Genomic DNA, 13029 nt, shown 5'->3' on the forward strand with positions numbered 1-13029 from the left:
TGGGGCATGCCATCCCGGGTGCGCGCCCGCCGCCCACAATCGGGGCAGAAGACGCCGTCGAAATGCCAGAGCGGGGTATACTCACCTCCTTCGATCGCCTCACGATGGGCCGTTCCACAGCGGAACAGCTGATCACGACGGATGGTGCGTGCGCTCACGCCTGGCCCGAAGGTCTGGGTCGTACTCGCGTCGCCGTTGGCCGCCGCGACGCGCTGGGCCTGGCGTGCGGTTGGGGCACCGCGGGCGGTTGGGGCGCAGCGCGCTGCGCCCTTACGGCGCGCCTGCTCGCGCTGCTTGAGCGCGTCCCACTCGCGGCGTTCTTCTTCGAGCAGCCGCTGGTAGAACCCGGCCCGCCAGCTCAGGGCCGCCGGCTGATCCGGGGTGGCCAGATCATCGGGGTGGGCAGGCAGCACCGGCGGCGCGGGCTGGTGCGTCGTCACCGCGACCTCCCAGCCGCTGCCGAGGCTGAACTTGGAAAAGGCGAGAAACCCCACCCGTGGCGTGGTCGGATCGGCAGTGGCCCCGGCGTAGAACGCGCTCACCTGCGCCGGGGTTTCAAGGATCGTGCTGTGCCAGTGCGGCAGCAGGTCGCGCCATTCGGCGATCCACTGCGGGAGCGGCGGACGTTCCATCCCGTCGAGGGTCTGCTCGTGCGCCCGCACCTGGGCCAGTTCGCCGATCAGGTGATTGGGCGCAACGACCAGCACCGTGAAGGCTCGGCCCTGGTTGGTCGGCAGCAGTTGACGGATGACCTCGGCCGCGCCGGCCGAGCAGGGACTCTTGCCGCAGCCCATGTCCGCACTCAGCCCAATGACCCGCCGGCGCGTCCCGGTCTGGGGGTCGGGGTCACGAAAGGCCGTCGTCAGCGCGGCGATGAGGTGGCGCTGCATCGGAATGAAGCCGGGCGGGTAGCCGGGCAAGGCCCGCCCACTCACCGGGACGAGGCCATCGAGAATGGTTGCCACGTCGGGCGGCAGTTGCATGGCATAGACCGGCGGCGCACTCTGGGCCACGGCGTCGAGCAGACTCTGCGCTGCGTCAGGCCGATCCATCAGCGCCGCAATGCCCGTGTCCCCCGTGTAGCGGGTGATCGCCGCCTGCGCCGTGTCGAGCGTGACGACCACCGGTTCCCGCACCTCCATGCGGTGGGTGTCGATGATCGTCGCCCCCTCGCCGGTCACGCGTTCTTCCTGCCAGGTCTTGGTCGTCTTCCGCGTGCTGCCCTTGATGCGCACCGCCCGCCCGGCGATGGTGACGATCATATTGTTGATGTCGCCTTCGGCCACGCGCAGCGCGGCGGCGACCTTGCCCAACGGGAAGATCGGGCGAATACGCCGCCGATCCTGGCGAGCCGCTTGGAGCCGCGTCTGATAGCCGCGTGAGGCCCAGGCCCCGCCGCTGGCCAGCACATCGGCTTGCGCCTGCTCGGGGGTGGCGGCGTTGGCATCGCGCCAGATCAGGGGCGCGCCACGCGATGGCCCGCGCTGCGGCGTGCGCGGCGCGGGAATGGTGTAGCGCGGGGCGTCTTGCTGCGTCAGCTCCGGCAACTCGCCGGTCAGCTTTTCAGCGATCAGGCGGGCGCGTTCCTTCAGCTCGGTGCCGCTGCGCCAGCTGGTGCGCACCACGCCAACCACGAGCACCTCGCGGTAGCGGCGGTAGGCCGCGGGCAGCGCCAGCATGGTCACGCGGTCATAGCAGCGGGCCAGGTGATTGAGCGTACCAAGGTTGGTCAGCCAGACATCCTGCGGGGCGAGCATCAGATGGAGACCGCCCGGCTGGAGCCAACCGCCCTCCTCGACGATGCGCTTGAAGAAGAGTGGTTCGAGCCGCCCGCCACCCTGCGCCTTCGGCTGCTGCCCGAAGGGCGGGTTGGTCCAGGCGACCTGGAAGGTATGGCGGCTGATCTGCAAGGCGCGGATCGCGTCCGCCCCAAGCACGTGATCCGTGAAGCGCCGACAGCGCTCCATGCGCCCATCGGCGAGTTCGTTGAGATAGAGCTGATCGCGCCCGAGGCCCCAGGCTGTCGCCAACTGCGCGGCGGCTTCACCCCCGCCCGCACAGACATCAAGGCACCGGGCCGTCGCCGGAGCCGGAGCGACCAGCGACGCGATCAGGGGCACGACTTCCGGGGCAAGTGGCACATACTGGAACTGGGCTTCCATCGCAAGACGAGTCATGGGGGAGTCCTTTCATTTTTTTGACGCAACGGCGCAACGGCGCAAAGATGGGAAGATGGGAAGACGCAAAAGCGCAAAGACGCGAAGACGCAAAGGCGCAACGGCGCAACGGTGTGAAGGGTGTATTTGGTTCAACCACCCCCTCCCCAGCCCTCCCCCGCTGGGGGCGGGAGTCGGACTCCTCCCCCCAGCGGGGGGAGGCTGGGAGGGGGGGCAATGCGGGCTTTCCGGCAGCGATACGGATGCGGATGAAGAAGGCAACGGTCAACGACCTCCTGCCTCCTTCAATCCCTCATCCCTCATCCCTCATCCCTCATCCCTCATCCCTCATCCCCTCGTCTCCACCTTCGCCGGCCTGCTCGATCACGTCATCGAGGCGGAGGGCCGCGCCGATGTCGGTGATCATCAGGTCGTCGTCGCGGAGATCCTCAGGGGCAACGCCGTGTTGCACCGCGATGATCAGGCGCATCCAGCGTGGTTCATCGGCGAGCACCCAGTACCCCTGGCAGCCGATGCTCGGCAGCGGGGTGATCAGGGCTGTCTCGGTGTCGTCGGGGTTCGTGCCGTAGGCCCAGAGTTGTGCGGCCCAGGCGAGATCGAACGGGAGGCTAATGGCGCGGCTGAGTTGCTGGGCAAACTGCACGAGATCGGGCGCGCCGGCGGCATCGTTGCCCGCCAGGTGAACAAAGGCCTGGCCCAACGCTGGCTCGAAGGCGCTGCGGTGGGTCAGGGCGAGGTGGCTGAGGCCGCTGGCATGCAGCGGCTGGTCGTTCCAATCACTCACATAGGGCCGTCGGCCCTCGATGCGGCGCGGAGCGTGCCGCTGTTTCCCGATGCGCACCGCAAGCGGTTCGCGGCGGCCATCCAGGATCGCCGCCCAGAGCGCCCGGTTTTTGCTCAGGCCCCCGACCGCACTCAGGTGCAGCAGGACATCCTGGCCGTCACCGACCTGTGACCCAGGCAACACACAGACCGACACCGGCCAGTGGACGGCGTCCTTCACCTCGAGCCGGAAGAGCTCACTCGGCAGACGCAGTGGCCAGGGCGGGAGGTGGCGGAACACCGTGGCAGTCGACTCGTCCAGCGTGAAGGCTGGCCCCTCAAGACAGGCCAGCAACCCAGCGATCCAGATCGGCAAGGTGGCGACGGTCGGATACCAGCGCTGGCCGGTGTGCTCGGGCACCGCGCCGCAGATCTGGCGACGGGTGCGGTGCCAATATTCCATCAGATCGGGAGCCGTGATCGTCTCACGCACGGTGCCGTCAGCCAGCACCACGCCATGCACCAACTGCGCCAGGCCACTGAGCAATTCATGCCAGAAGCGCTGGGCTGCATACGCAATGACCCACTGATTCTCCAGGCTCTCGGCCAGGCCGAGCTGCGCCGGGAGCGTTGGGTCATACGCGGCGAGCTGGGCGAAGGCCGCTCGGGCCTCGTGGCGGTCGTGGTAGATCGCACGCAAGGCCGGAGCAGCTGGGGTAAGGACGGCGATCAGGTCAAGGCGACGGAACGGATCGTCGCAGCCCCCATCGACAAACGGCGGGGGCTGCGGCGCGACCTGACGGGCATCCTGGACAACCGGGAAATGGGCGCGCAGCAGCGCAACCGCCGTCTCAGCATCGTCGGCAGGAATCACCCAGCCAAAGCTGCTCGCACGTGCGCTGCGGCAACGGGTCTTCAGCGTATCGATAAACGGGCGAACAGGGACCGGCGGGGCGACAATCACCTCGCCCGCCCGTTCCCACACGCGGGCCGTGGTATCAAACATCGTGTCCTCCTGGTCGGCCTGCGCCCCGGGAGGAGACGACGCGCCCCGCGGGGGACACATCGCCATCCCCAACCGCAGGCGCAGCACCATGGGTCAATCGTCGGGTGTCCTCAGCACGCGAACGATCCCGGGGTGCAGGTGCACCACGGGATCGCTTGCATTGGGTGTCGTGAGCAGAAGATGCGACCTACCGTGGCACCTCCTCGTCGGCCAGCGGTTCCTCGATCACGTCGGCACCGTGGCCGTTGGGGTGACCGTGGCCATTCATCGTGCCGTTCAGGCCGCGACGCTGGTGCCGCCAGTCCTCAAACTGCGCGCGCACCTCGTAGCCATAGGTCACCCACGCCTCGCCGACGAACAGGTCGTCCATGAGGGTCTGATTCGCTGCCTCCGGCAACGCCAGCATGGGGAGCGTGACGAGTGAGCCGTGGCCGGTGTCGGTGTAGACCACCTGATGCTTGGCGTTGACCAGGGTGGACAGAGGCAGCCAGAAGGTCCAGAGCGGCAGGCGTTTGCCGGCGATCTGCTCCGCCTCGCGCAACAGGCCGTTGCGGTAGGCGTTGAAGAGGCCCGTCTTGCCCATCACCGCACGCCCGGTCATCCCGTGGAACGACCAGACGACCGGCTCGGTGATGCCTTCGGCGAGACAAACGATCTCGGTGTGAATCTGGGCACCGGGCTCCCAGGCTGCAAGGTAGCGGCGATCTTTGCGCTTTTCGCCACCAGAGACGATCTCAACGACGTGGTAGGGTTGTTGACGCCAGGTAATCAGCGCCAGATGCAGCGTGCGGGTCTCGAAGCCAACCTCGTGCTCGAAGCGCTGCGATGGCACCCAAGGCTCGGTTGGCTCCTGCTGGAGCGCGGTGCCCTTGACGTAGAAGATGCCGGGGGTTTTGGCGGGCTTGTTGCCGTGATACCACCAGATCGCGGGCGTGGTCGGGGTCGCATCATTGACGGTCGGCGTCTCGACGGTGGCGATCCGAGTTGCGAACGTGTTCATGAGATCAATGTCCTTTCGCTGAACAAAACCGATCAGAGTTCACCTCGTTGACCGAGGCGGAGAACCGACCTGGTCCCCACGTGGTTCGTCACCACAACGCGGGGGCGAGGCATGGTCTGTTGAATGCCAACGGGAAGGGGGAAACACACAAAAAACCGCCACGGAGCGTGGGCGGTGTCATTACGTGTTGCGAAGCCGCTGCGGTCGCCTCAGGCGCGGGACGTTGGCTCGCGTGGGTCGGTTGGGGATGCGATGGTAGGTCGTGGATCGGTCGCGCGGGGAGGCTGCATCGGGAGCGGCGGGCGAGCGGGTGCTGGCGGGACATTCGAACGTGGCGGCGGCGCCACGGTGCGGGTCGGTCGGGCCGGTGGCAGTGCCATCGTACGGGTCGGTGGGGCCGGTGGACGGGGCGACACAGGCACCAGCACGGCTGCCGCCGCGTCACCAGGGTCGAGCACCAGATACGAACGCACCCGCACTTCCAGCGGAAAGCGGGCCTGTTCTGCGGGATCATCCGCGGTACACCGCTGGAGCTGGCCTTCAACCAGCACCTGCATGCCCGGGAGCAGATCATTACAGCGCTCGGCCAGCGGTGACCCCCAGGCCACCAGGCGCACGCGCTCGGTCAGCGTCGCATCGCGTGCGCCAGCGCAGCGCACGTACAGCGTCGTTCGTGGCTCACCAGCACCGGTAAAATGCATCTCCGGCTCAGCCTCAATCTGGCCGGTGAGCATCATCTTGTTTAGATCACGGTTTCCCATTCCACTGCCTCCTTCCTCACTCAATGACAATGATCGTCTGCGCCACCTGCGGCGCAGCGCTGGTCTTTGTTGCGGGCGGGCGTTGGCGAGCGCGTCCCATACGGGTCACGGCCCAGCCATACCAGATGAACAGGCTCACGACGCACAGCAGCGGTGTGCCAAAGACAACCGCCAGCACCGCGCCAACAATGATCCAGGCGACAAACTCGGTCTGCCCAGTCAACACCAGGACCCCAAGGATTGCAGTGATGCTCAGCAGCACACTGCCAATCCACACGACCACGCGCAGGGCACGTGGCCAGCGTCGGCGCGTGACTGCCTGAGCTGGCGACCTACGCGACTGCGCTCGGGACGGAAGTGGCTGATGCCGGACGGGTGGGTTCAGACGTGCCGGGAGCGGCGTGCGTCCATCGGAACGATGGCGCGCGTGACGTAGCACCAGTGGGTCAGGTTCGTTGGACATCGTCGGACTCCTTCCTATGCAGTCCCCAGGTGATGATCAAGTCCTGCGGCGCGAAGCAGCGCTCGCGGCAGGGCGGCGATGGAGGCAGCGAGCGGGCGAACATGGGTTTGGAGATGCCAGGTCAAGGCGGCTGGGCCGTGGATGAGCAGAAAGTTGTCGAGATCTTCCTTTGCGGCACCGGGTTCCAGCGGCAACGTGAGCACGAGCACCTGGAGCCCGGCGGCGGCGAGTGTCGCCCCGTGCCGGATCGTCCAGGCTTCTTCGGGGGCCAGGTGTTCATGGCCGTCATCATCACGTGGTCGTGTGGCACGCGCGTCGTAGGCCAGGATCGCCACGCGGACGCCCTGGCGGTTGAGCGCCGTTGCCCACGCCGGGCGGAAGTAGTTCAGCCCAGGATGGCCGATGGCGGGGTAGGGCAGGGCACCAACGCGAAAGGCCGCCGTTGCGGCCAACGCCTTGAACTCGCCCTCGGTGATGATCACCACCTCGCTCCCACGCGTCGCATCCCACCCGAGCGGCACCGTCGCACCGCGCCAGGCATAGCTGCCGGGGAGCGAGGCGTAGCCCTTGCCGGGGAAGCGACGTGTCCGCAGGTCGCAGACCTCGCCGGCGCTGAGATAAGGGATCACAATCCGCCCGCAAAGATTCGGGTGTGTTCGTAGGGACACCGCGTGCGGTGTCCGGTCAGCATGCGCGGTCTCACCCATCTCATCGCGGGTCAGCACACCGGCTTCCTCCGCATAGGGCAGCAACCAGGGTACATGGCGTTCCAGGAAGGTCACAAGCGACTGGGGATCACGCAGAGCATAGCCCAGCCTGGCCCAACGCATCGTGGCGAGGTCAAAGCCGCGTTGGCGCAGATACGCCAACGGCTCCGGGTTCCAGGGCTGATGCAGGTTCGCCTCAGCCCAGGTTGCGACCAGCGCGTACAGCGCCCGATAGTGTGGGATGTGCTCCTGCCGCGGTGTCGGCCCGTTCATCCGGGGACGGCGCGGCTCAGCCGACTGGCTGGGGCGACGTGATGGCCGCTCGTTGGTCAGCTCGGATGCCGGCCCCTTCCGATTGCAGCGACGGCACCAGTAGCGCTCGCGTCCCGTCGGCGTCAGCCAGACATGGAAGCGATCGCTCCGACGCTCATCGCCGCCGCAGAACGGGCAGGCCCCAGCGTACTCCTGGCTCGCCCGGCTGACCAGGCGCAGCGGCGGAAGATGGGCGCTGAGCGCCCCGTGCAGATACGTTGGCACACGAACCTCCTTCGTGCGCAGCGAACGAAACGGCCCGGTCGTCGTGACAACCGAGCCGTTCTGCGCGCTGCGGAACGATAGACAGGGCATGCGGCGGATACATCAGGCTACGCACCATGTTCGAGGCGGTTGAAGATGTCGGCGAGTTCCTCCTCGTCGAACGCTTCCAACTCAGGGATCGGCTGCGCCTGATCTTGCTCCTCATCGGGGTCATCGGGGTCATCGGGGTCATCGGTTGCAACGAAGGCGAACAGTTCCTCGTTCATCACAGCACCTCACGTGCGACGGCCCGCAGCGACGGGCACGCCGGATCACGCGCAGCCTGGGGAGGCTGCGCACACGACTGATAAGCGCTCAACGCGCATGCGAAGGGCCGGGGAAAGCAGAAAGCCGAAAACCGAAAGCCGAAAGCGCAGCAGGCACCACTGGATGCCTTGCCCGTTTCATCTTTCATCGTTCATCTTTCAGACATTTCCCTTTCCCCGGCGGGCGAATGCCGCCTGCAACCAGACTGTGCAATTCAGAAGTGACAGCAGGAAACAGGGGTGGTGAGATGAGTATGGACGCGGCGGGCGGGCGGGGCATCAGGCGGAATGACGGATGTCGCGTTCACCAGGCACGGGCAGTGATCTGCCCCCACGCACGGATTCGTCTGTGAATCGGCAACGCACCGAAGCCGATACCGCCGGATCTGCCCCCACGCACGGATTCGTCTGTTACAATGGAGTCATATCCTCCGGACACAGTTCGTGGAGCAGCGTGGCGCGTATGGCTTTTTTCTCAACCACGGCCCTCAGCCCGGGCAGCCCCGTGTTCCGGGGGCGTGCTGCCGAGTTGGCGCGCCTGCTGCGCCTCTGCCGCGAGGAGGTGACGCGCTACGGCGTGGTCTATGGTGGGCGCCAGAACGGCAAGACGAGTCTCTTGTTCCAGCTCCTGGGCGCGGTGGAGCAGCCGACGAAATTGTGCCGGATTGACTTTCAGGAGATCCAGGGCGCACGACCGGAGCAGGTGTTTGCCTATCTGGCCGAGCAGATCGACACGGTCGTGCCGCTTGGGCGTGACCTCGGGCAGATCGTCAATGCGCCACGGCTGAAGGCCCGGCTCACTGAGGCGCTGGCGCGGCCCGAGGTCGGGCGGCTTGTGCTCATGCTCGACGAGCTCGGTGCACTGCCCCCAGACTCGCGCGAGGCCCTCGGCAATGCGCTGCGCTCGTTCTTCCACAACCGGCTGGTCTCGCCGCCGCTCCAGAAGTTGCAGATCATCTTCAGCGGCGGCGTCGAGCTCTACACCATGGTCGTGAGCGAGGTCTCGTCGCTGCATAGTGTCTGCGAAGAGATTTACCTGCCCGATCTGCCCGCGCCTGAGGCGGTCACGCTGATCGCCGACGGCCTCCAGGCGGCAGGCGTCGAAGCTGTCCTGAGTGAAACGCTTGGCCGGGCGGTCTATGCGCAGGTGGCTGGTCACCCGTACCTGACCCAGCGCATGGGCGAGTTGCTGGCAAGCGCCCACGCGGCGGGCACCGCGCTGAGCGTGGCTAACGTGGAGCTTGCCGCGACCGAGATTGTTGCCGACGCGCCGCCGTTGCTCCGCCGCATCCGCGACGACCTGCGCACGCACCAGTTGGAGCAGGCCGCCCGGCGCCTGCTGCGCGACCGCCCGCCCTTCGACCGCCTCGACGACGACATGGTGCGCCTGGAACTGATTGGCCTCGCGAAACGTGACGGCACACACTGGGCACCGCGCAATCCGTTGCTTGCGGCGGTGTTCCACCGATTGCTTGGGGTGGCCGTGCCGACGCCCGAGCAGGCGCGCCCGGCGATCGTTGCCCCCGACGATCCTCCAACGGAGGCCCAGCTTATCCTCGCCGAGAAACGTCGCCGTCTGCACGCGCTTGAGCTCACGGCGGCGCGCTACGGCATTGACGCACCGCCCCACATCACGATCGAGATCGAAGACCTGCGCCGGGAAATCGAGGACCTGCGCCGCACGGGGGAGGCATCGACGGCCCATCCTGCCGCAGCAAGCTCGGATGCCGCGCCGACCCCGGCGGATCGCGCACCGCCCGCCGTAGCAGAGCCACTACCGCCCACACCAAAACCGCCTATCTCGAAACCACACGAGCAACCAACTCAACCACCTGATCCTGGCGCGAAAAAGCCCGCCCCCGCGCCCAGGCCTCAGGGCCAGGCAACGAGGGCCGCCTTGCCGCCTTGGGTTCCCGCGCTGGTCAAAGTACCCGCCGGCCCCTTCCTGATGGGCAGCAGCGACGCTGATACGATGGCTACAGCGAACGAGAAACCCCAGCACACGCTGACCTTGCCCGACTACTGGATCGGCAAAACCCCGGTGACCAACGCGCAGTTTCGGCCCTTCGTCGAAGGCGATGGCTATACCAACCCCGCCTACTGGACGAAGGTGGGGTGGGCGTGGCGGGAAAAGGAGGGGATAGTCAAGCCAGGTTTCTGGAACGATACGAAATGGAACGGCAACGACTATCCGGTCGTTGGGGTGAGTTGGTTCGAGGCGGTCGCCTACTGCCGCTGGCTCAGTGCACAGACCGGCCACACATTCCGGCTGCCCAGCGAGGCGGAGTGGGAGAAGGCTGCCCGCGGGCCGGATGGCTTGATCTGGCCGTGGGGTCATCAATGGGAGGTGGGACGCTGCAACAGCACAGAGGCGGGGATCAAGAAGACTAGTCCGGTCGGCCAGTTTGCTGGCGGTGCCAGCCCATATGGTATCTTCGATATGGTGAGCAATGTCTGGGAGTGGTGCGCAACGCCGTTTGGCAAAAAGTATCCCTACCAAGAAGAAGATGAGTGGGCTGAGGCCTATGTGGAACGAACTGCATCACCACGGCTGCGCGGCGGAAGTTATGGGAACGAACAAAAACCCGCCCGGGCTTCGTCCCGCAATGTCAGCCACTTCCCGCGCGACCGCGCCACCGACTTCGGGTTGCGGGTCGCCAGCCATTCTCTGTTACCCGGTTCTGAATCCTGATTGCTGTATGCGGGCGGCTCTCATTGCGGTAGAGCCAGGTGGGGAAGCGGGAAGGGGAAGGGGTGTGGAGAAGGGCGTTCCCTTCCCCACCCGCACGCAGCGCGGATCACGTCTAAATCGTGAGGTACATCATGAGTGTGGCACCCCTGGGTTATAGCGATCTCTGGACGACCGAGGACGAGTTGGGCTTTGGGGCCTCAGTGTCCGCGCTAGTCGAGGTCGTTGGTGGGGCCGAACTCCGCGATACCCCGCTGACGGTCGGGATCTACGGCCCCTGGGGCAGCGGCAAGACGAGTATGATGCGCATGATGTACCAGACGCTGGACGACCGCATCAGGCACCCCGGCGTATTGCCGATCTGGTTCGACGCCTGGCGCTACGCCCAGAGCGAGGCGCTCTGGCGCGCCTTGCTGATCAGCGTGGTCGAGGAGATTCGTGAGCACGTCGTTCGCGATGATGACCGCTTGCGCACCCTCATCGGCAAGCAGGCCGCCGCCGCTGGTCAAGCGCCCTCAGCCGATCTCGAGCCCGAGCGTGCGAAGCTGGAGCAGCGCCTCGACGATATGATCGCCGGGTTGTACCGCACCGTCGAGCGCGAGGAGCTCGGCAGTGTCTCGATCGACTGGCCCAAGGTGGGTAAGGCCGCAGCCGGCACCGCCGTGCGCCTTGGGCTGGCCGCCATCCCGTTTGTCGGCACGGTGCAGAAAGCGCTTGAGGAGGCCGTCAAAGCGGCGCAGGGCAAGCTCGGCGAGGGCGAGGACGCGACGGCGTTTGCCCAGGCAATCCGCCGCGAGCGAGCCAAGATTTACCGCGATCAGGTTCGCTCCCTGGAACAGTTCTACAGCGAGCTGAAAGAGCTGATCGAAGCGTGGGCCGCGCAGGCTGGCTACCGTCTGGTCATCTTCATCGACGACCTCGACCGCTGCCTCCCCGATCAGGCGCTTGGCGTGCTCGAAGCCATCAAGGTCTTCTTCGACGCACGCGGCTGCGTCTTTGTGCTCGGTGTCGACCACGCCATCATCGAGCGAGGGATTCGTATTCGCTACAAGGAATTCGCCCTGAGCGAACGCGGCGCGGCACCGGGTGCCTTCCCCGTGCCTGAACGCGACTATCTGGAGAAGATCGTCCAGATTCCCTTCGCCCTGCCGCCACTGGCGCAAACCGCGATCCACGAATTTCTCGGCAATCGGCTGCCAAAGCTGCCCGGCCTGTCAGACGACGAGGCCACGTCCGTCGCCAAGTTGATGAGTGCCGGCCTTCTGCCCAACCCACGCAAGGTCAAGCGCAGCTTCAACATCTTCCGTCTACACCTCATCCTGGATCGTGCGCAGGGCCGCACCACCCCCGCTGGCCTGATCGCCAAGCTCACGGTGATCCAGAGCAGCTTCCCCGATCTGTACGAAAAGATTGCCCGTGATCCGACCCTGCTGCGCACCTATGAAGCGATCGCCCGTGGCATCACGATCCCCACGCCAATTACGCAGGAACAGCGCGACGACATGGGCAAGCAGGATACGCGTCTGCGCGACATGCTCCTCAATCCTCCATGGTACGAAAAGCTCTCCAACGACGAACTGCACGAATTAATCTATCAGAGCAGCGTAACGATTGATGGCAATTCACCAGCATAAACTGCGCGCCATACACCACACGTGCGGCCCGTAACGCTGGTACGGCACATCCTGATGGAGCAGCAATACCAGACGGTCGGCGAGCTCCACCTCCACGGAGGTCTTGACCAGGACAGCTATGAGCATCAGCCGCGCCAGATTACCATTCAATCAGGCACGGCACGCCTCACGACCAGGTGAACCACCCTACGCCGCTTCGTCCCACCAGACCTGCGCCGGCTGGCGTTGGGCCTCCGCCGTTGGCAGCGGGGGGTCAGCATTGAAGATCGTTGCCACGACGAGCACTAGTTCGCGGCGCGGGACACGCACCAGCACCTCGCCGGTGCCATCAGCCAGCGGCAGGCGCTCAATCCCGGTGGCCTCGCGCAGTTCCAGGTGGCCTTCAACCAAGACGCGACTGCCAGCACCGAACTGCTGCGCAACGCTCGCGACCCGTGCGGCACCAACGACCTCTAGCGTGAGCCGCGTGGTCGCCACGACCGGGTGCCCAGCGACGAGCAGCGTACGCGCCGCGCAGAGCGTGCTGACGCCGTAGATGACCCCATCGTCGCGCCGCCGGCGTTGCAGGTCGCGGCTGAGATGGCCGATCATGAGGACCCGACACAGATCTGACATAGGTACATTCTCCTTCGTGACGAGTGACGAGTGACGAGTGACGAGCGATGAGTGACGAGTGACCGAGTGACGAGTGACGAGTAGGATTTCCGGCATGCCTCTGCTGGCTGGGCGATTGTATCTTCCGTGTATACACCCCGCCAAGGCACCCGCCAGGGATGCCCGTACATCGGCACCCGCAAGGGGTGCCCCTACACCGGGCCCGGCCCTGTAGGGGCACCCCTTTCAAAGGGTTTCACTAAGTAGGGTCAAACGACCGCTTTTCGTGAGACACAGCCCCGGTTTAACTCGTCCCAAGATACTGTTGGCGAACCCCAGGCTAGGAGCCACGCAGGCGAACATTGCCCTACCCAAACGCGGTTGCAGCGGGTAT

11 protein-coding genes are annotated in these 13029 nt (G+C 65.9%); 3 read left to right on the forward strand and 8 right to left on the reverse strand.

What is annotated here, in order from left to right:
• The 7 genes from A9Q02_RS01745 to A9Q02_RS24055 form a co-directional block, all read right to left on the reverse strand.
• Positions 1–2177 (reverse strand): DUF6094 domain-containing protein (locus A9Q02_RS01745; RefSeq protein ID WP_097650653.1); only part of this gene is annotated, 2177 nt, incomplete at its 3' end.
• A 313-nt stretch (positions 2178–2490) separates the two neighbouring features.
• Entirely contained in the window at positions 2491–3945 is a 1455-nt protein-coding gene (locus A9Q02_RS01750; RefSeq protein WP_097650654.1) for a hypothetical protein, read from the reverse strand.
• Between the two features lie 187 nt (positions 3946–4132).
• Complete coding sequence (locus tag A9Q02_RS01755; protein WP_097650655.1) at positions 4133–4945, reverse strand: hypothetical protein; 813 nt, start codon at positions 4943–4945, stop codon at positions 4133–4135.
• Between the two features lie 209 nt (positions 4946–5154).
• On the reverse strand, positions 5155–5706 hold the full coding sequence (locus tag A9Q02_RS01760) for a single-stranded DNA-binding protein (RefSeq protein ID WP_097650656.1): 552 nt from the start codon (positions 5704–5706) through the stop codon (positions 5155–5157).
• Between the two features lie 16 nt (positions 5707–5722).
• On the reverse strand, positions 5723–6169 hold the full coding sequence (locus tag A9Q02_RS01765) for a hypothetical protein (protein ID WP_097650657.1): 447 nt from the start codon (positions 6167–6169) through the stop codon (positions 5723–5725).
• 14 nt (positions 6170–6183) lie between these two features.
• On the reverse strand, positions 6184–7413 hold the full coding sequence (locus tag A9Q02_RS01770) for a hypothetical protein (protein WP_097650658.1): 1230 nt from the start codon (positions 7411–7413) through the stop codon (positions 6184–6186).
• A 107-nt stretch (positions 7414–7520) separates the two neighbouring features.
• Positions 7521–7679, reverse strand: coding sequence for a hypothetical protein (locus A9Q02_RS24055; protein ID WP_172450519.1), 159 nt, complete (start codon positions 7677–7679; stop codon positions 7521–7523).
• A 502-nt stretch (positions 7680–8181) separates the two neighbouring features.
• Between A9Q02_RS24055 and A9Q02_RS01775 the strand changes: the two genes are divergently transcribed.
• From A9Q02_RS01775 to A9Q02_RS25025, 3 genes are all read left to right on the forward strand, one after another.
• The gene (locus A9Q02_RS01775; RefSeq protein ID WP_172450522.1) at positions 8182–10410 is read left to right on the forward strand and encodes an SUMF1/EgtB/PvdO family nonheme iron enzyme; all 2229 of its coding nucleotides are present in this window, start codon (positions 8182–8184) and stop codon (positions 10408–10410) included.
• 131 nt (positions 10411–10541) lie between these two features.
• A complete protein-coding gene (locus A9Q02_RS01780) occupies positions 10542–12041 on the forward strand; it encodes a KAP family P-loop NTPase fold protein (RefSeq protein WP_097650660.1) in 1500 nt (499 codons plus the stop codon).
• Between the two features lie 54 nt (positions 12042–12095).
• Positions 12096–12221, forward strand: a complete 126-nt coding sequence (locus tag A9Q02_RS25025) for a hypothetical protein (RefSeq protein ID WP_281256861.1) — start codon at positions 12096–12098, stop codon at positions 12219–12221.
• Positions 12222–12227: 6 nt separating this feature from the next.
• Here A9Q02_RS25025 and A9Q02_RS01785 read toward each other — a convergent pair whose 3' ends face one another.
• Entirely contained in the window at positions 12228–12656 is a 429-nt protein-coding gene (locus A9Q02_RS01785; RefSeq protein WP_097650661.1) for a hypothetical protein, read from the reverse strand.
• Positions 12657–13029 lie beyond the last annotated feature (373 nt).

The organism is Candidatus Chloroploca asiatica (genome assembly GCF_002532075.1).
GTDB lineage: Bacteria > Chloroflexota > Chloroflexia > Chloroflexales > Chloroflexaceae > Chloroploca > Chloroploca asiatica.